A 19,532-nucleotide genomic window follows, 5' to 3' on the forward strand; every position below is an offset into this window, starting at 1 on the left:
CATCGACGACCAGGTCCTGTTCAAGGTCGAAGTCCAATGACAGCGAGGCGCGGTCTGGAAGTCCGGACCATGTCCGTTGCTCGTGGCCGCAGGCATCCGCGAAGACGACTCAGCCGACGACTTCTACGCAGCCTGCGGACTGTCACCCTTGACCGTATGCCCGGTTACACAGCGCTGATCGCCGTATTATGACGGCACACGGGAAGGAGCACCGTCCATGAGTGTCGACGCGATCGTGCGCACCGAGTTCCCCAAGGGTTACACGGTCCTGTTCGGGGCCGATGGAAAGGTGATCATGACCCCCCAGAGTGAGGAGCACTCGAGCACCATCAGGTCGATGCAGATCGACTCGGCACTCGCCCTCGGCCGTCACGCGAAGGTCACCTCCGACGTCTACATCGATTTCCCCGCCGACGAGAACTCCGCCCCCGACCTGGCCATCCTGCGCGAGGACGCACGCCGAGAGGGTAAGCGCTACAGCTTCGAAGACGTCCTTCTGATTTCGGAGGTCGTCTCGACCTCCTCTGCGCGCAAGGACTACGACGACTGCACCGCGAAGTACGGCCGCTACGGCATCCCCATCTACTTGGTCGTGGACCCCTACGCTCGGGAAGTCGTCCTGCACACCGAGCCCACCGCGAGCGGCTACAGCACGGCCCACACACGCGCATACGGCACGGGCAAGCTCCCCATCCCACTGGCCGACGGCCGCACCTTCACCCTCGACCTCGACGAACTTCCTCCACTGGAGCCGGAGGCAAATGCCCGCTGAGGGCACCCGTGCTCCCCTGAGGGTCGTACCCACAACATGAAGTGAGCGAATACGGCAGCCGCGTCTGCTAACGTCGCAGCTCACAAAGGGTCCGCCCCGCGCATGCGGGGATAGCTCCTTGCGGGTGCGCTGGTCGTACAACCGGTAGTGGTCTGCCCCGCGCATGCGGGGATAGCTCCGTGTTGGGCCCCTCCGCCGTCAGGCATACGGCGTCCTCCCCGCTCACGCGGGGATAGCTCCACCTCGGCGCGGGTGTTGCAGCCATCGCGCCGTCCGCCCCGCACATCGCGGGGATAGTTCCAGGATGGAACCTCCGATGGGCCTCTTCAGGCAGTTGCAGGCGAGAGGGTCAGAAGACCGCAGCCGTATGCCTTTGCTGGGCCGAGGCCCGAGCGAAGTGCCTGAGCCAGAGCGTCCGGGTCGGTAACGCGGAGGGAGCCCTCGAAGGTCGCCGTAGTGAGGGTGACTTTGGGGCCACGACCGTTCTTGGCGAAACTGAGGCGTTCGCTGGCGCTGACACGTAGCGAGTCGGCGGCGAGTTCAAAGCCCCAACCGCCCGCACGCTGTGCGAACCAGGCCAACTGCGCGTCGGCGGTGCGCAGCCCGGTACGGGTAGTGCGACGTTCCGTGTTGGCGCGTTGTCGAAGGACGCTGTGTACGGGGTTGGTGGTCACCAGGAAGGCGAAATTCTGTCCCGGCTTGAGAGAATTGAGCACCGGCTCGTAGTCGTAGACATCGCAGTGGGCGCCGTCGGCATCAGGCCAGCCTGCCTGCTCGACGACATGCGTCCAGTCCGGCTTCGACTCGGTCACCACGAGCAGCGTAGGACGGCGAGGGTTCGATGTGTCCACCCGCCATAGCGTCCGTTCGGCGGCAGAATAGTCGGCGAGGCCACCAATGACGGCACCGTGCATGGCGCGTGGGCTCGTCAGGAGCTTCCGGCTAGCGGCCCGCAGTGGGTTGATCCGGACCGTAGAGAAATACGTCATAGCCACCCCCGCTCAGCAACCATGTCCAGTAAGCAGGAACAGCGCGTCGTCAAACTCTGCACTCGGCCAACCACCACAGCCGCAGAGGGTAACCGAGAAGTAACCGGCTCAGCCATCGATGCGCCATGGCTCGCAAGGCCAATTCGCGCCCGTCCATACTGTAATCTCGCTGGTCAGGAAGTGTTCGCCCCGCGCATGCGGGGATAGCTCCGCACAATTAATAACGCGCGATTGCGATCTTCCATCCGCCCCGCGCATGCGGGGATAGCTCCAGCACCTTGCGGGTGGAGAAGTACCCGCAAGCGTCCGCCCCGCACGTGCGGGGATAGCTCAGTGTGGACCTTCTCTCGGCGTCGGCCGTCCCCGCGGCCCGCCCTATTGGTCCCGTCACCGCGGCCGCAGTGCGGCGAGGCTGATACCGGCAAGCATCCCGGCCCGGTAATCTCACGCGGGCGCGGGGAAGCAGAGGCTTGTGCTCGGGGGGAGCAGAGTGAGGCCCAATCAGTACGGATCAGGGACCGGGCGATTCGTCAATCCGTACACGTTCGTGCCGTTCCCGAAACCCGGCGAGTGGCCGGATGACAATCCCTGGCGGCAGCAGCCTGCTGGGCATGACCGGGTCGGGCCTGGCCGGCTCAGCGGGGCGGTCGACGTGGAGATCACCTTGCGCAGTCCGCTGCTGATCCGCGATGCGGTAAACGGGCGCGGTGTGGACGGCACTGTCAAGCGGAGCCGGTTCCCTCGGCGCCGGGTCGGGGCTGAGGGAGACGCCGAGCAGCCGTTCATACCGGGGTCGACCGTCGCCGGGGTGGTGCGAGGTCTACACGAGAACATCGCGGGTGGCTGTCTGCGGGTGTTCGACGGCCGCTTCCGTCCTGGTTACCGGGATGTACCCAAGCCGCGGACCGGCTACTGGTACATGGCACGGGTGGAGCGGGTGGACGCCGATGGGCGGCCGACGGAGCTGACGGTCTGTCCGCAGACCACGTGGGTGCCGGCCAGCTGGCTCGGTGAGGTGCTCGGAGGCTGGCAGGAGGTGTGTACGGGGGCGACGGTGCGCCTACGGAGCATGGGCCGTTCGACCTCATTCGGCACGCATCTGGGCAAGCCGGTCTCCCGCCTGCAGCTCTCAGATCCGCGCGATGTCGAGCGGGGCGACGACAGCGTCCTGCTGCTGACGGACAGCGGTGTCCGTAAGACGGGGCCGGACGCCACGTACTTCTGCGCGGTCGGCAAGCTCGGCGCCGGCCCGCGCCCGGTGGTCTGGGGGCGCAAGGCGGTGTGGGATGACTTCCTGGCCGCGGTCGAGGGCAGTGACGATCTGCGGCGCGCACGCAAGGCAGGCGCGTCCGGTCAGGAGGAGGCCGAGCCCACGTGGATCGATGTGGCGGCCAACCCGAAGCGGCCGGATGTCCTGGTGGGCCGCCGTATCGCCGGGCGCCGCAGGCTCTTTCCGGGTGAGCAAGTGGTGTGGGTGCGGCTCGCCGAGCGGTACCAGGAGCAGGGCCAGGCGTCGGCTCCGGCTCCGGTGCGCGTTGAGGCAATCGCACTGGCGCAGATCTGGCGGCACAGTGGTGGCGAACTGCGTGCCCGCGACCGGGTGCCGGATGAGCTGCTTCCCTGTCAGGACGTCGCGAACGGGTTGTGTCCGACGTGCCGGATCTTCGGCTCCGCGGAGACGGAGGGTACGGATACAGGTGCCGCGACGCAGAAGGCGTACCGGGGGCATGTGCGCTTCTTGGACGCCGTGTTGGCGCCCGGTATCGAGCCGCCTGCCCTGGAGACGTATTTGCTGCCGCCGCTGTCCGGACCCCGCCCGGGGGCGGGACAGTTCTATCTGCGGCAGCCGCAGAAGAAGGTGCCTGATCCGGTGCCGATGGCCGATCCGCAGCGTGAGTGGGGATCCGCTCTGGACGCGCAGCCCCGTCGGCTGCGCGGACGGAAGGTCTACTGGTTGACGGCAGAGCCGTCGAAGCGTCCATTCTTCCGTGCGACCCGGGATCGCGCGGACGCCTTCCATGCTCTGTACGAGCAGCCAGGCGGCACGAAGAACGCCATGCTGTCCCAGGCCGAGGCGGTTCCGGCCGGAATCAGCTTCCGCTACAGGGTGCGCTTCGAGAACCTGTCCACGGCCGAACTCGGAGGCGTCTTGGCGTCCCTCGCTCCGCAAAGTGTGCTGCCGACGCCGGACGGCCATGGCGGGCCGATCGGCTTCGCCATGGGTGGTGGGCGTCCGCTCGGCTTCGGCAGTTGCACGGCCGAGATCCTGCGGCTGGAGGCGTACACAACTCGCTGCCGTTACGCCACCGCCCCGGGCAGCGACTCCGAGGATTTCTCGCTACACGAGGCGGTGGATGCTTTCCGCCGGTCGGTGCCTCAGGACCAGCGCAAGCGGATCTGGCGGGCCCTGGGTCACGCGTTCTGCCTGGACCGGGTCTCGCCTCACCACGTGTGGTATCCGCCCGCTGGGGAACTCAGCGAGGACGGTGATGGGCTCGTCCTTGAGCACCTGCGCTCGAGCACGGCTTTCTGGCAGTCCACTCGGGGGTTCAGGCATCAGGGCAAGAACCGGGACGACGATGCGCTGCTACCGCTGCCTCTGCTCGGTGTCGGCGACCAGACGCTTCCTGTGGTCGCCGACCTCAAGGCTGTGAAACGGCGGGTCGACCGGTGAACGGCAACGCCCTCGCGGTGGAACAGGTCTACATCGACGTCGGTTTCCTCCGTATCCAGCGCTACCTCGCCCGGACCACCAAGCTGCGCGGGCGCCGATCCGCCAGCGCGGGCATGGCCGAGGCGACCAAGAGCGAGGCGATCGCGGCCCGTCTGCCGGACGGATTGGCCCTGGCGAACGAGGAGGCGGGCGTCGCGGACGGGGTCGTGAACCTCCGGCTCGGCGACCCGCGCCCAGAGGGCCGGGAGGAGCGGGTGGAGCAGGTGATGACCGCCGTGCTCGCCGAGTTGCGCACCGAGTTCCCGGCCGCCGAGTTACAGGCCGTGTGGGGCATCGGTGAGTCGTACGTGAGCGCGTACGTCCGGCAGATCGGGCCCCGGACGCACCGGGGAGAGGTGCGATACGACCTTCCGGTGCTGCCGGAGTTCCCGGCGACACGGCTGTGTCCCTTGTGCCGCACCGATCCGGCGACGGAGTCGGCCCGGCTACCGGAGGCGCCCGGCGAGCCACAGATGGTGTGCGCTGACTGCGCACGCAGGCTGCACCGCCGTGGCGGCCGGGCAGGCATATCGGCGGAGCAGCGGCTGCAAGCGGCCCTCGAACTGAGCGACGCCCCGGACATGTTGGAGGACTTGGCCCCACTGGGCGCAGGCGACACCAAGCGCAACCACCTCGCCACCATCCACATCGATGGCAACGCGGTGGGGCTGTTCTTCAAGCGGCTGGTGGCCGCCGCGTCTGATCGGGCCGAGCTGAGGGATGTGAAGCGGGACCTGTCCAAGAAGCTGTCCGACCTCACCGAATGCGCACTGCAGTACGGCACGCTGGCCGTGGTCGAGTCGATGGGTGCCGAGGACACCGGCCGCCTTCCGGTCGTCCCCCATGTGCTTGGCGGAGACGACGTGCTGGTGAGCGTGCCGGCCTCGTACGCCTGGGCATTCACCGTGGCGTACCTGCGGGTCTTCGACGAGGAGATGCGCGATCTGGTGACACCGATCAATGAACGGCACCGGCTCGACCTGCCGGTGCCGTCCGCCTCGGCGGGGATGGTGTTCGCCCGGCACAGCGAGCCGATGTATCTGCTCGTGGATCTGGCGGAGGAGCGGCTGCGCGCGGCCAAGCAGGGGACCGGCGGGCGGGCGTCCAGTCTGGACTTCCTGGACCTGACAGCCGACGGGCTTCAGGGCGCCGGGGATCCGCCGCTGCCGTTGTCCGTCATCGCCGCTCCGGAGACGCGGCGCGCCCTGGACAGGCTCGCCGCGCTCGGGCAGAGTCACCGGGCCCGGCTGGCCGAAGCACTGCGCGATCACGCCGACGACGTCTCGGCCAGGGGACAGGCTCAGCGGCTCGGCACCTTCAAGGCGGTCGAACCATTTCTGACGGGGCCGGACGGGCGAACGCCGCGCTGTGGCATAACGCTGCGGCACGCACTGCGCATCACCAGCTGGTGGCGTACGGGGACCGTACTGGCGGGGAGCGGCTGGTGATCGTCACAATCCACTTCCACGGGCCGTTCCGTATCGGGACAGGAGACTCGCGTCCCGGGCTCGGCACGACCGTGGACCGCACGGAACTGGTCCCCACGACCTCACTCAAAGGCGTCATGCGGGCCAGCGCCGAGCGCCTGTTGCTTCCGAAGCGCCCGGATGTCGTACGGGCGGTCTTCGGGGCACTCCGGCAGCCTTCGCCGTGGCACTGGGGTCCGGTGGAGTACGCGGGCGGCCCCGAGGAGCCTGGCATATCGTCCCGGGCGCGGGTCGAGCTCGATCCGCAAACCGGCACCGCCATCCCGTCCCATCTGGTCGTCGCCGAAGAGGTCACCGTTCCGTCGGCCACCGCGCGCTTCGCCGTCGAACGGTTCGACGTACTGCCCGCAGGTCTGGACGAGGGCGCTCACCTGGCCGTACTCGCGTGCGCGGCGGCCGGCGTACACGAACTGGGAGCGGGCCGCAGTCGCGGTCTCGGTTGGATCAGCTGCACCACCGCCGACCCGACCATGGACGACGAGACCCTGGACGTGCTGGAAGGCCTGCTCGCCCAACCAACACCCGAAGGCGGGACGGGCTGATGCCGCACCTGCGCACCGTGACGCTTACCGCTCGCCAGCCCCTCTCCCTGGGCACCCGTCCCAATCCGGGCACCGCCCTGCTGCGCACCCACCGGCACATCCCCGGGACGGTCCTGCGGGGAGCGCTCGCCCAAGTCTGGATCGCCGCCCATGGCAAGCCCGATGAACTGGCCCATTCCGACCCGTCGCTGCTCGCGCACTTTGTGGAGCTGTTCGAGCGGCACGTACGATACGGCGCTCTGCTTCCATACGGCTGGTCACTGGTGCCTCTCTCGGTGCGCCGCTGCAAGTACCGGCACACTGCGGCCTGTTCACAGTGGAGCGTGGACGAGGCGCTGGGCGCCGCTGCCGAGGAATGCGCGGTGTGCGCGGGCCCGGCCGAACTGTCCAAGGGCCAAGTGGAGCCCTTTGACCCGTCGGCGGGACGGCTGGTGAGGCAGTCCACCCATGTCGAGCTGACCGAGGACGGCGTCGCCGCCGAGGGACAGCTGTTCACCCGGGAGGCCATCCGCCCCCAGGACGACAACAATCAGCCGACGCGCTTCCGAGGGCACCTCATCCTGCCTGATGACCTGTCGGCACAGGCGGATGAGTGGCTCAGAGCCGAGCACCATGTGCGCATCGGCGGGCGACGCAGCACCAGCGGTCTGGCCCTCGTCACCAGCAGCCCCGCGGCTCCGGCCTCCGTCGCCACCGGACAGCGGTTGGCGCTGCGCTTCACGGCCCCCGCCTTGCTTACGGACGACTGCGGCCTGCCTGCGCTGCGCCCTCAGAAGTCCGAACTCGCGGCGCTGCTCGGCACCGACGTGACGATCGAAAGATCCTGGGTGCGCCACGAACGCATCGGCGGGTGGAACACGGCGGCCAACCTGCCGAAGCCGGAGGAATTGGCTGTCAGCGCGGGGAGCACCTTCCTCCTGGACTGCGCCCAGCCTCCAGCCCTGAAGCGGATACGGGCGCTGTGTGACCGTGGCCTGGGCCTGCGCCGTAACGAGGGCTTCGGCTTGCTGCGCGTCGACACCGAGCCGTGGTCCGCCCCCACGCACACCCCGGACCCGCCCAGCAGCATCGCCACCGCGCCCGGCAGCAGCGTCGCCACGAGGATCGCCGCGGTGCTCCATGCCACCGGACACGGGCCGTGGCTGCTGACCCACCTCCGTACGTACGCCCAGCAACGGGCCACAGGTCAGCGCCCCTCGCACACCGACCTGCTCGCCGCGACCACGCTGCGCGATCTACGCCCCAGTGACCGGGCCGCCCTGGAACGACTCCTGCTGGATCCGGACCCAGACCTTCTGGGAGAGGTGCTGCGCCACCTCAACCCGCTGGTCAGAAGCGAGGAGCCGGAGGCATGAAAATCCACCTCTATCAACTGACCTTGGTGCTCGACACCCCCGGCGGCGTGTCCGCCCCCGAAAGCCGACGGATCGACTCCGCCCATGCCCCCGCTCTCCCCCTCGCCCGTGGCGCCGCCGGCCAACCCCATATACCGGCGACATCCCTCGCCGGCTCGCTGCGCGCCCACGCAGAGAAGACCACTGGCGGCGCAGCGGCCCGGCTCTTCGGCGAACTACGCCGCGAGACGGACCGCACCGTCGCCACGGCCTCCCCAGTCCGTATCCTCGGCACGAGGACGGACCTTCCCAAGGACGCCGACACGCTGCGGCGGGCGAGTACCGCGATCGACCGTTCCCGAGGAGCCGCCGCCCCCGCCACGTTGCGGGAACGGGAACTCCTGCCGCCAGGCACCACCGTCACCGCCTGGCTGCGGCTCGACGACACTCTCGGCTCCGGCCTGCTCGCCGCCGAACTGGAAGCAGTGTTGCCGTCCTGGCCCGTACGCATCGGCGGCGCCCAGAGCACCGGCCACGGACAGGCCCGGCTCACCCGCGTGACGCGGCGCGTCCTGGACCTCGCGACACCGCAGGGCCGCCGCGCCTGGCTCACCCGTGGCGGCCCCGCCCTCTTCGAGGGAGGCCAGGTCATCTTCCCCGGCCCTGCCCACCCCGCGCAGCCGCACGACGCACCCCTGGTCTTCGGCACCCAGCTCAGCTTCGCGATCAACGACGCCCTCCACATCGGCAGCGGTCGCCGCATCGAGAGCGGCCACCATGCCACGGACCGCAATGAGCACCTGCGCGACCACCTCGGTCGCCCGCTCGTCCCCGGCACGACGTGGAAGGGCCTGCTCCGTAGTCGGTGCGCATTCATCCTGCGCAGCCTCGCGGAACACGCAGCATGCACCACCCTCACCGGCTGTGGCGCCTGCCCGGTCTGCGCGGCCTTCGGACACAGTGCCGTGCCGGGGGTGTCCGAGAGCGGGCTGCGCGGGAGGCTCGTCTTCCTCGACTCCCCCGTCCTACGGCCCGACGGCACGCCGGCCGGGACCGCCAGCCGCGACCACGTCGCGCTCGACCGCTTCACCGGCGGCGCGGCGGCAGGGCTGCTGTTCACTGACGAGGTCGTCGAGCGGGGCCAGGTCGCCCTGACCATCCTTGACGAGCCCAGCGACCCGCACGCCGGCCCACTCGATCCGCTTCTGCGCGACGTCCTGCTGCTCGCACTGTACGACCTGCACACCGGCGCACTCGGCATCGGTGGACGCACCACACGCGGGTGCGGCACCCTCCACGGCACCGCCGACACCGCAGCGTTCCTGGAACGTGAGGTCCCCACGGCACGGGAACGCCTCGGCCAGGCGCTCCCCGCCCTCTCCAAAGAAGTGACCGGCCGATGAGGATGACACTTGAACGCCTCGGCGTCGTCGAATGGGACGCCCTGCGCAAGCAACTGCGGGAGGCGGAAGGCCACTGCGCGTGGTCGGACTTCGGCGGCTTCCATCTCGCCCCCGCAGCTCTCCTGCCCAAAGCCATCCCCGCCACCACACACCTCTGGGCCTGGGACGCCACCCGAGCCATACGCGCCCGCATCGACGTCGATCGAGTCCTGGCGGCGGCACTCCACACCACGCCGCCCCTCGAACCGGTGACAGGCCCCTTGACCCCGGTCGAGGTCCAGGTACGCACCGGCCGCCTGTGGACCGCGGACGATCCTGCCATGGGCCGCCCCGACAACCCGCTGCCCGACCAGGAGTTCACGCTCCTGGAAATCACCGGTCCGTCGCCCGCCGTCTTCGTACGGCAGGAAGCTCTGATACGTGCGTGAGACCTGGCGCCGACTGGCGGACCTGCTCAGCACGCGCAAAGGGGCGGGCACGCTGCTGATGACCGTGGCGGCCTCTGTCGCCCTCGGTGTCGTGCCCAACGTCTTGGAGAGCTGGACCCCGAACGTCTGGCTCCTCTACGTGGCCTTCGTCATCGGCGTGACCGGAGTCCTGACCGGCTGGTCCATGACTCGCGACCGCGGTCTCGGCATCCTGCTCGCCCTCTACCCCACGTCCCCCTCAGACACCCGCGCCATGGCAATGCGCAACGCCGCGCGCGACCAACACGCGGCCCTGCTCGTCCTCGACCGTGGCCAACTGTGGCCCAGCGACCACACCCCCGTCATGTCGCCGGAGCAGATCACGCTGCTCGGCCGCCTCATCGACGCCCGCTGCGCCGAAGTTCTCAGCACCGGAGGAGACCTCGCCGACGTCGGCCTCTACTCGCTGATGTCCCTCCACGACGGCTACCGTCTTGGCCAGGCCCTCCAGCCCCTGGGCGGCGGCCCCGCCATCGCCCACTACTCCCCGACCACCGAGCAGGTCGTCCCGGGCATCCGCCTGCACGGCGCCCTCCGTCACGCACCCACACCCGCATCACAAGCCCTCGCCGCCGCTGCCCTCAGACCCCCAACCGACCCCCTGATCATCCACAACCCAGCGATAGGGCCCGGCCACCCTGGCCACCAACGCCTCGCCCTCATCGTCCGCCTCGCCGGACGCGACCAGATGATCAGCCAAGCCCGCCACGTCGCCGAAACCGGCAACCCTCTCCTCCCCGACGGCCGCCCCACCGGCTACTTCTTCGACCCCGACAACCGCACAGCCCCCACCGCTCCGTGCGGCGCGGTCGTCATCGTCGAGGCGGACGGCAACATCCCCGAGGACCCCGACCACTTCACAGCGATCACCACCCACATTCGCGCCCAATGGCATACCGCCCGCAATACCTGGTCCGCCGAAACCGGTATCCCGGCGGAGGGCCTCCTCTTCTTCAACGGCCCGCTGACCCTTGCCATCGCCCTCGGCTGGTCCCTCAATGACGCGCCGCCGACGTTCGTGGCACATGCGCTTCCGGAGAGCGGCGGGGGATGAGCTACCGATAACGCCGCCCGGGCCAATTCGCCCAACGACCGTGGTAGCGTCACAGCTCATGAAGAGTCTGCCCCGCGCAGGCGGGGATAGCTCGTGGTAGAGGGTTGACTGGCTCATGTTTGCCAGGTCTGCCCCGCGCAGGCGGGGATAGCTCAGCCGTCAACGTCTCGGCGAGGATGGAGTCGACGTCCGCCCCGCGTCGGCGGGGATAGCTCCTCGTCATACGTCCCGTAGCCTCCCGGCAGCGGGCCCGCCCCGCGCACGCGGGGATGATCGCTGCCGCCAACCACCCCGCGCTGGTAGCGTCGTCCGGCGGTCAGCGGCCGCCCAGCCACCGTCTGCGGGGGCTGCTGAGGCGGAGGGAGACGCTACACGTGGGCGGCAGGGACGGCGAGGGCCGTGGCGGTGACGGCGACGGCGACGGCGACGGCGACGGGCACAACGCCGTGTACGGCGGGACCGTGCACGGTGGGTTGATCCAGGCGCGGCTGATCGAGGCGATGAACCTCTACCAGGCACCCCCTCCGCCGCCCCCGGTGCCCCGGCAAGTGCCGCCCGCGCCGCGCGGGTTTGTGAACCGCGAGGAGAAGCTGGCCGTTCTGCATGCGCTGGTCGACCGCGCGCGGTCGGATCCGGCGCCGCCCGTGGTGGTGGTCAGCGGGCTCGGCGGGGTGGGGAAGACGGCGCTGGTGTGCCGTTGGGCCTGGCAGGTGGTGGATCAGTTCCCGGACGGGCAGTTGTACACGGATCTGGCGGCGGTGCGCCGTGACGGGGGCGTGGATGTCGGCGGGGTGCTGGGCGGGTTCCTGCGGGCGCTGGGAGTGCACGAGAGCTACGTACCGGCGTCCCTCGCCGACCGTACGGCGATGTTCCGGTCGGTCACCGCGGGCCGTCGGCTGCTGGTCGTCGTGGACAACGCGCAGCACGCGGCCGAGGTACGGCCCCTGGCCGCGACCGGCGGGATGACGGTGATCACCAGCCGGACCCAGCTGCCCGGTCTTGTGCTGGACGGCGCGGAGGACGTCGAGGTCGAGCCGCTGACGCAGGAGGCCGGGACGCGTCTGGTGCGCAGCTGGCTGAGTGGGCCGCACGGGGCGGAGACCGCGCTGGCCGAACTGGTGCGGATGTGCGGCGGGCTGCCGTTGGCGCTGCGTGCGGTGGGGGCGCGGCTGGTCAGCTCGGGCCGGTTGAGCGTGGACCGGGTGCTGGCGGAGCTGGCCGACGAGCGGCAGCGGCTGCGGCGTACGGACCCGGCGGGTGGGGATCCGGACGCGGCCGGGGTCGGGCCGGTGTTCGACGCGGTGTACGAGACGTTTCCGGCGCATACGCGGTGGCTGTACCACCTGCTGGGCGTCCATCCGGGCCCGACGTTCACCGAGTCCCTGGCCCGGGCCGTCGGCGGCGCCCGGGTCGCGGACGCGCTGGGTGATCTGCTGGCCGCCCACATGGCCACGCGTGTGGACGAGCGCGGCGAGTGGTTCCGGCTGCACGACCTGGTGCGGCTGCATGCCCGGGAGCGCGCCGAGGCTCATGAGGCCGAGTCGGTCCGTACGGCCCTGCTGGGCCGCGTCGTGGCGTACTACCGGGTGGCGGCGGACGCCGCCGACCGTGCCGCGGCGGGCGACCGGTTCCGGCTCGCTCCGTCAGTCGGCGACGACGAGGCAGCGCTGCGGGCCGCGGCGCCCACCTTCGCCGGCCGGACCGAGGCGCTGGAGTGGCTGGACACGGAGCGGACCAATCTGCTGCCCGTGCTCCGCGCGGCGGCCGAGCACGGCTGGCACGACGCGGTGTGGCGGCTGTGCCAGTCGCTGTGGACGCTGTACCACACCCGTAAGCACTACGGGGACTGGATCGAGTCGCACCGCCTCGGCGTGGAGGCCGCGCAGTGGGAGGGGCGCGTCGACGCCGAGGTGCGGATGCGCAACCAGCTGGCGCGCGCCTACTACGAGTTGAAGGAGCTGGACCGGGCGGCGGACGAGCTGGCCCGGGCCGGGGAACTGCTCGGCCTGGTGAGCGACCCCCGGCTGCCCGGGGTGATCTGGGAGACCGACGGGCTGCTGCGCCTGGCGCACGGCCGGCCGCTGGAGGCGCTGGACCTGTTCCAGCGGGCCAAGGAGGCCAACGAGGCCGCCGGGGACCTGCACGGGGTGGTCGTCCAGAGCTACAACGTCGGCCAGGCGCTGTTCCACGCCGGCCGGTACGAGCAGGCGCGTACGGTGCTGACCGAGGCGCGGGGCATCGTGGAGGAGACGGACGACGACCCGATGCGGTCGCGGATCGGCATCGTCCTCGGCCGGGTGCACCGGGCCGAGGGGACGGTGGACGAGGCCATGAGCGCTCTGGCCGACGCCGTGACATGGGCCGCGAGGCTGGGCCAGCACACCAAGTGGGAGGAGGCGCTGGACCAGCTCATCGGGATCGCGGCCGAGGCGCACGACGAGCGGCTGGCGGAGTTCTGCCGTCAGCAGCGGCAGGCGCTGCTGAGGACGGTCCGCGTCACCGCTGATGAGTGAGCGATGAGTGAGTCAGGGCCGGGGGTCCAGGCGCACCCTCGTCTCCTGGGCGCCCGTACGCACCGTCAGGCCCTGGCCCAGGTCGGCGGCCGCGCCGCCGCTGGTGAGCCACACGTTCACCGCGCAGCCGAGCACCACCGGGTCCAGCTCCGGGTCCGCCTCCCCCCACGCCCGCTCGGCGGCGGCCTCCCACGCCCGGCCGTCGCGCAGCCGCACCAGATGCCGTCCGTGGCCGAGCGCGGCGACGGTGACGGCCACACCGGGGAGCCGTACGGCCTGCTCCGCCACCCAGCGCTCGGGCGGGACGGCGGCGTGCGGGGCGGCGCGCACGCTGACCTCGGCGGTCTGGAGCCACAGCAGGTTGGTCTCCTCCGCGGTGACGGCGAAGAACCCCCTCGTCCCCTGGTGGCCGGGCAGCACCGGGAACCGCCGTACCTCCACCACTCCATCGACGACCTGGCCCTGGACGTCGAAGGTCGCCGTGCGCCGCGCGGAAGCGGACCGGCGCGGCTCGGGCGCGGGAAGCGGCTCCGGCCGCGGGGCTTCCTCGGGGGCGCGTACATGGTCCGGCAGCAGCCGGTACATCTCGCGCTGGAGGATCCGCGCGGCCTCGCCACGGGCGCCCAGCGTCCGGTCCGTGAGGTGGCTGAGACTGCCCGGAACGTGCTGGTCGAGCGCGTGACGCAGCTGCTGGTGCAGGTCGCCGTCGGGGTCCAGGCGTGGTGCGGCCCGTACGAACGCGGCGGTGGGAGACGCCGGGTCCAGCTCTTCCTCCCCGGTGCCCAGCACCGCGGTGGCGCGGTCGAGGGCCGCGCCGTAGAAGGTGGTGGAGCCGTGGTCGCCGACGACGCAGTCGGCCGCGACCAGCGTGGCCTGCCAGCCCTGTTCCGGCGGGATGACCAGCAGACCGGCGTCCATGGCCGACGCCAGCCGGCCCAGGACGCGTGGCGTGCCGTGCTTGGTCCATACGTTGGGGTGCAGCACGACGGCGACGGCGAACTCATCTGTCGGCAGCGCCCGTACCAGCCGCAGCGGGAGGTCCGGGCAGGTACCGATCAGCGAATGTTCGCTCCAGGTGCTGTTGACCACGACGAGCCGACGGCCGCCCACCACGCCGAGTGCCTTGCGGTACTCGTCACGCAGGGACAGGCTCCGCTCCATCCGGTCGAAACACGGGTCGCCGACCAGCAGCGCACGGCTCACCGCCGCAGGGCACGACTTGGCCAGACGCCCGATCTGCTCCTCGTGGGACACCCCGATGATCCGGGGGATCACGCGTCCGAAGCGGGTGAGCTCCCGCCGGGAGAGCCCCACCGCCGAGACGGTGTTCCCGGTCGACTCGGCGATCAGGCGGTTGTATCCGGCGCCATGTGGCAGCACCATCAGCGGCGCGTCCAGGTGCCACATCGACCGGTGGACCGTACACGCCACCGCGAGGTCGAAGCGCCGCCGCCGCGCTTCCCGCCAGGGCAGGACCGTGGGGCCGAGCGACGCCAGATAGTCCACCAGACCGGCGTCGAAAGCCGAGCCGGGGTCGATCGTCAGATAGATCTCGATGTCGTCCGGCCGCAGCAGGGGCAGCACATCCAGCAGGCGGGTGGCCGACGTCAGGGTGCGCGCCACGCCCAGGACCGTCGCCCGCGTCTCCCAGGTGTCCCACCGGGAGGACCGACGACGTCTGCGGGACCGCAACAAGAATTCTCCGGACGGCTGTGCACGGGGCAACACGGGGCAATGGGACGAGGTGATCGTACTCAACAACTCCCCGCTCAGGGAGGTTTCGCACGGCCTGTGTCGGTCGCGCGACTCCACCCTCCACCCGCACGCAGACGCACCTCCGCCGTTGACAGCAGCGGCGGGGGTCCGGTGCTGTCAACGGCGGGGCGGTTCGCCGGGTGCCGGTTATTGGCGCGGATTTCCCGCAGAGCGGGTACGCAGTGCGGTGCCGGCAGCCTTGATTAATTCATCGCGATATTCGCGATCTACCAAGGCATCATCCAGATTCCATTGCCCTTGGCAACGCAATTGAACCCGGTGAGACGACCCTGCTGGGCGAGCTTGTTACCCAGGGTCTGGCATTCGAGGTAGGACGCGGTCCAGTGCGGGGCCCGGGCGGCAGTGCGCTACCGCCGAATTCAATGAGAATGACTGACGTACGGGAGGCTAGCGCGATTCCGACTTGCGCAGCCTCCGTAACAAGCCGGAGACAAGGTGAAGACAAGGAATCCCGCGATTCCGCGATTCCGTGAGTCCGCGACGCGTAACGACGGCGGCGCGGAAAGGCCGGTTCTCAGGTGTGTTCCTCCGCCGGAGCGACGTGGCCGCCGCCCCGCACCGACTCCAGCATCGCGCCGCAGTCGCGCCATACGACGAACAGCGCGCAGCCCGGCACCACGGCAAGCCCCAGCAGCGGAGCCTGGTTGACGAGCGCCAGGGAGACGCCCAGCAGGCCGAGGTTCAGCAGCGCGAGCGGCCAGCGGCGCACCGAGGCGTAGCAGGCCGCCAGCAGGGTGTGCCGGGATACGGTCGGGTTTTCGGCCGGGTCCTGGGCCAGGCCTGCCATCGCGACGACTCCGGAGCTCAGCGCCAGGAGGATCACCACGGTCAGCAGCGGCGCCAGGGCCGACCCGAGCGCGGACCCCCAGAGGGCGGCCAGGTCGGTGGCCGCCACGGCGATCAGCAGTACGAAGGGGGTCCAGCCGAGGAGCGCCCGGGTGAACAGGCGCCGGTAGCCGCGGAACAGGTCGGTCACCGGCGCCCGTTCGTCGTCGGCGGTGCGCCTGAGGTAGGCGAACACCGCGGCGAGGGACGGGCCTGCCCCGAGCGAGAGCAGGCCGAAGAAGACCGGGTACCGCCAGGGTTGGTGCTCGGCGGCCAGGGCCAGCAGCAGCGGCAGGTTGGTGACCGCCACGCCGAGGTTGACCACCAGGACCCGGTGGACATGGGACCAGATGAGGTCCCACGAGTCGTGGCCGACGTTCAGCCGGAGCCTGCGGCCGGTCACCTGCGTACTCGGTGTGCTCATCCCGGCCGCCTCACTTCATCCCGCTGGTGGAGATGCCCTGGACGAAGTACCGCTGGCCGAGCAGGAAGACCACCAGGATCGGCAGCACGGACAGCACCGAGCCGGTCATGATCATCGCGTGCTGGGAGCTGTACATGCCCACGAACGACCGCAGGCCGAGCTGCACTGTCCAGAGGTTGTTGTCCGTCAGATAGATGAACGGACCCATGTAGTCGTTCCAGGTGCTGACGAAGGTCAGCAGGGCGAGGCTGGCCAGCGCGGGCTTCGACAGCGGCAGCACGATCCGCGCCCAGATGCCGTACTCGCTCAGCCCGTCAAGACGCGCCGCCTCGCTGAGCTCGTCCGGAATGGTCAGGTAGAACTGGCGCATCAGGAAGACGCCGAACGCGCCGAACGCCTGGAGCAGGATCAGCGACAGATGCGTGTTCACCAGGCCCAGCTTCTGCATCATGATGTACTGCGGCACCATGTACGCCTGCCACGGCACCGCGATGGTGGCGATGTAGGCGAGGAAGACGGCGTCGCGCCCGGGAAAGCTCATCTTGGCGAAGCCGTAGGCCGCGAAGCTGCCGGTCAGGACCTGTAGTGCGGTGATGACGACGCTGAGGAACAGCGAGTTGCCCAGGTAGGTCCACAGCGGGATCGCGGTCCAGATGTCGGAGAAGTTCTCCCAGTGGAAGGACTTCGGGATCCACTGGATCGGGACCGTGAAGACCTCGTTGTCGGTCTTCAGCGAGGACACCAGCATCCATACGAACGGCACCAGGACCGCCGCCGACAGCACCGTCAGCACCACGTACAGCAGAGCCCGGCCGATGATCCGCCCCGGCCCGCCCGGCCGCGCGGTCGTCTTCATCGTTCGTTCCTCCGCTGGAATCGGAACTGGGTCACGGTGATGATCAGGACGATGAGGAACAACACCAGGGAGATGGCCGAGGAGTAGCCGAACCGGCCCTGGGTGATGCCCTCCCTGAAGATGAGCTGGGACAGCACCAGCGTGGAGCGGCCGGGGCCGCCCTCGGTCATGACCTGCACCAGGTCGAAGACCTTGAAGCTGGAGACCGTCAGCATGACCAGGACGAAGAACGTCGTCGGCCGCAGCGACGGCACCGTGACATGCCAGAACCGCTTCCACGCACCGGCGCCGTCCACCCTGGCCGCCTCGTACAGCTCCGCCGGGATGGCCTGGAGCCCGGCCAGATACAGCACCATGTAGTAGCCCATGTCCCGCCACACGCTGGTGATGATCACCGCGGGCAGCGCCCAGTCGGTGTCGGTGGTCCACCCCGGCGGATGGGCCACCCCGACGGCCTTCAGCAGCTGGTTCACCGGACCGGTGTCCGGGCTGAACAGCATGTTCCACACCACGGCCACCGCGACGAGCGAGGTGATGTAGGGGAAGAAGAAGGCCGTACGGAAGAAGGCGACACCGCGCAGCTTCTGGTTGAGCAGCACCGCCAGGCCGAGGGAGGCCGCCATGGTGAGCGGGATGTGCCCGGCCGCGTACCAGGAGGTGTTGGTCAGCGCTGTCCAGAAGTTGTCGTTGTCCCACATCCGGCGGAAGTTGTCGAACCCGATCCACTGGGGGGTGTTGTACGAGTTCCAGTCGGTGAACGACAACAGCAGCGTGAAGACCACCGGAACCAGGGTCAGGGCGGCGAAGCCCAGCAGGTTCGGCAGGATGAAGCTCCAGCCCACCAGCGCGGTGCGGCGGCGGCGCCGCTTGAGGGCAGCGGCGTTGGAGGTCTTGCCGGGGCCGCCGGCGCCGGAGGTCTTGTCGAGGCCGCCCGTCGTCCTGGCCGTCGTTGTGGCCGTGGCCGTGGCTGCGGTTGTGGTTGTGGCCGCAGCCGCGGCCGTGGCGCCGGAGAGCTCGCTCATTCGACTTCGGACTTCACGCGGGATTCCATCTCATCGATGCCCTTGTCGATGGACTTCTCACCGGACATCACCAGCTCGTGCTCCTCCTTGAGGATCTGGTCGATGTCGGAGGACTTCGGGCTGACCGGCATCTCCAGCGCGACCTTGTCCGGGCTCATGGCCTTCTTGGACAGGTCGTCGTTCGGCATGCCCTTGACGCCGAAGAAGTTCTTCATGACTGCGTCATCCGTGTACGACGGAACGACGCCGACCTTGGCGATCGCGGCCGCTCCCTTGGGGCCGGAGGCCCACAGTACGAACTTCTTGGCCGCCTCGGAGTTCCTGGCCTTCTTGTTCACGGCGAACGCGGTCGGGGAGCCGAAGGTGACCGTCTTACCGTTCGCATCGGTCTGCGGCAGCGGTGCCATGCCCCAGTCGACGTCGTTCTTGCCCTCGGCCTTCAGCTGCAGCAGACGGGCCGCGAGCCAGGTGCCCATGGGCACCATCGCGGCCTTGCCGGTGGAGAACTCCGCGTCGTACTTGGTCTGCTGGGTCTTGGCCGTGGCGAACGGCAGCACGGCTCCGGACTTCTGCAGGTCCAGCGCCAGCTCGTACTGCTTCTTGAAGAATCCGTAGTCGCCGCTCAGCTGGTCCCCACCGGTCTGCGCGGCAGCGATCGCCTGCACCACCGAGCGCCAGGTCTCGTGGTAGCTGCCGTAGACCTTGGACGAGCCCGAACCGGTGGTGAGCTTCTTGGCCAGGTCGGCGTAGTCGGACCAGGTGAGCTCGGACAGGTCCGCGCCGCTCTTCTTGAGGAGGTCCTTGTTGTAGAAGAGCACCCAGAAGTCCTGCCGGTACGGCGCGGCGTAGTACTCGCCCTTGAGGTCGAAGGCGTCGAGGCCGGAGTACTTGGCCTTGTCGAGCTTGTTGACGTCGGTGGTGAGCGACTGGAGCTGGCCGCGGGTGCCGTAGCGGGCGTAGTCGGTGACGTTCTTCATGGTCAGCACGTCGGTGTTGTCACCGCCGGAGAGCATGGTGGTGACCTTGTTGGAGTAGTCGGCGGAGAGGATGTCGACCGGCTGTACGTCGATTTTCGGGTTCTCGGCCTCGAATCCGTCGATCAGCGCCTTGAACTCGGGGGTCTTCTCGTAGTCCCACACCGCGACCTTGACGATGGTCTTGCCGTCGGCGGTCTTGCCGCTGCCCCCGTCGCTGCCGCAGCCGACGGCTAGCAGGGACAGCGCGACGGCGGCGGTCACGCCTCTGGCGGGTCCTTTGAGGGTGCGTATCACGGGAGCGGCTCCTTGTGATGAGGGGTGTGTTGCGGGAGGGGCGTTGCGGGTGGTGCGTGTCGCGGGGGGTGGCGCCTGGTGGGG

Annotated in this window: 15 protein-coding genes; 9 read left to right on the top strand and 6 right to left on the bottom strand. The window is 69.6% G+C overall.

Annotation, left to right across the window (positions count from 1 at the left end):
* The first annotated feature begins 217 nt into the window (after positions 1–217).
* A complete protein-coding gene (locus ACWDSL_RS00225; protein ID WP_450480081.1) occupies positions 218–772 on the top strand; it encodes a Uma2 family endonuclease in 555 nt (184 codons plus the stop codon).
* Positions 773–1,098: 326 nt separating this feature from the next.
* On the opposite strand, the gene cas6e is transcribed toward ACWDSL_RS00225, so the two are convergent.
* Positions 1,099–1,761 (bottom strand): type I-E CRISPR-associated protein Cas6/Cse3/CasE, encoded by a 663-nt coding sequence (gene cas6e, locus ACWDSL_RS00230; protein ID WP_450480083.1) that lies wholly within the window; start codon positions 1,759–1,761, stop codon positions 1,099–1,101.
* Between the two features lie 652 nt (positions 1,762–2,413).
* Here cas6e and ACWDSL_RS00235 point away from each other — a divergent pair.
* The 8 genes from ACWDSL_RS00235 (at position 2,414) to ACWDSL_RS00270 (ending at position 13,274) form a co-directional block, all read left to right on the top strand.
* Positions 2,414–4,435 (top strand): hypothetical protein, encoded by a 2,022-nt coding sequence (locus ACWDSL_RS00235; protein WP_450480085.1) that lies wholly within the window; start codon positions 2,414–2,416, stop codon positions 4,433–4,435.
* A complete protein-coding gene (locus ACWDSL_RS00240) occupies positions 4,432–5,922 on the top strand; it encodes a Cas10/Cmr2 second palm domain-containing protein (protein WP_450480087.1) in 1,491 nt (496 codons plus the stop codon). The genes ACWDSL_RS00235 and ACWDSL_RS00240 overlap by 4 nt, the downstream gene beginning before the upstream one ends.
* The gene (locus ACWDSL_RS00245) at positions 5,919–6,503 is read left to right on the top strand and encodes an RAMP superfamily CRISPR-associated protein (protein WP_450480089.1); all 585 of its coding nucleotides are present in this window, start codon (positions 5,919–5,921) and stop codon (positions 6,501–6,503) included. Before ACWDSL_RS00240 ends, ACWDSL_RS00245 begins: the two co-directional genes overlap by 4 nt.
* Before the next feature lie 17 nt (positions 6,504–6,520).
* Positions 6,521–7,858, top strand: a complete 1,338-nt coding sequence (locus tag ACWDSL_RS00250) for a type III-B CRISPR module-associated Cmr3 family protein (RefSeq protein ID WP_450480091.1) — start codon at positions 6,521–6,523, stop codon at positions 7,856–7,858.
* On the top strand, positions 7,855–9,240 hold the full coding sequence (locus tag ACWDSL_RS00255) for an RAMP superfamily CRISPR-associated protein (protein ID WP_450480093.1): 1,386 nt from the start codon (positions 7,855–7,857) through the stop codon (positions 9,238–9,240). Before ACWDSL_RS00250 ends, ACWDSL_RS00255 begins: the two co-directional genes overlap by 4 nt.
* A complete protein-coding gene (locus ACWDSL_RS00260; RefSeq protein WP_450480095.1) occupies positions 9,237–9,668 on the top strand; it encodes a hypothetical protein in 432 nt (143 codons plus the stop codon). The genes ACWDSL_RS00255 and ACWDSL_RS00260 overlap by 4 nt, the downstream gene beginning before the upstream one ends.
* Entirely contained in the window at positions 9,661–10,761 is a 1,101-nt protein-coding gene (locus ACWDSL_RS00265; protein WP_450480096.1) for a hypothetical protein, read from the top strand. Before ACWDSL_RS00260 ends, ACWDSL_RS00265 begins: the two co-directional genes overlap by 8 nt.
* Positions 10,762–11,135: 374 nt before the next feature.
* Entirely contained in the window at positions 11,136–13,274 is a 2,139-nt protein-coding gene (locus tag ACWDSL_RS00270) for a hypothetical protein (protein WP_450480098.1), read from the top strand.
* A 12-nt stretch (positions 13,275–13,286) separates the two neighbouring features.
* On the opposite strand, the gene ACWDSL_RS00275 is transcribed toward ACWDSL_RS00270, so the two are convergent.
* The 5 genes from ACWDSL_RS00275 to ACWDSL_RS00295 form a co-directional block, all read right to left on the bottom strand.
* Positions 13,287–14,903, bottom strand: a complete 1,617-nt coding sequence (locus ACWDSL_RS00275) for a hypothetical protein (RefSeq protein WP_450480284.1) — start codon at positions 14,901–14,903, stop codon at positions 13,287–13,289.
* A gap of 661 nt (positions 14,904–15,564) precedes the next feature.
* Complete coding sequence (locus ACWDSL_RS00280) at positions 15,565–16,299, bottom strand: YesL family protein (RefSeq protein ID WP_450480100.1); 735 nt, start codon at positions 16,297–16,299, stop codon at positions 15,565–15,567.
* A gap of 10 nt (positions 16,300–16,309) precedes the next feature.
* A complete protein-coding gene (locus ACWDSL_RS00285; RefSeq protein ID WP_450480102.1) occupies positions 16,310–17,155 on the bottom strand; it encodes a carbohydrate ABC transporter permease in 846 nt (281 codons plus the stop codon).
* Entirely contained in the window at positions 17,152–18,177 is a 1,026-nt protein-coding gene (locus tag ACWDSL_RS00290) for a carbohydrate ABC transporter permease (RefSeq protein ID WP_450480104.1), read from the bottom strand. The genes ACWDSL_RS00285 and ACWDSL_RS00290 overlap by 4 nt, the downstream gene beginning before the upstream one ends.
* Complete coding sequence (locus ACWDSL_RS00295) at positions 18,174–19,415, bottom strand: ABC transporter substrate-binding protein (RefSeq protein WP_450480106.1); 1,242 nt, start codon at positions 19,413–19,415, stop codon at positions 18,174–18,176. Before ACWDSL_RS00295 ends, ACWDSL_RS00290 begins: the two co-directional genes overlap by 4 nt.
* Between the last annotated feature and the right edge of the window lie 117 nt (positions 19,416–19,532).

The organism is Streptomyces sp. NPDC000941 (assembly GCF_053599555.1).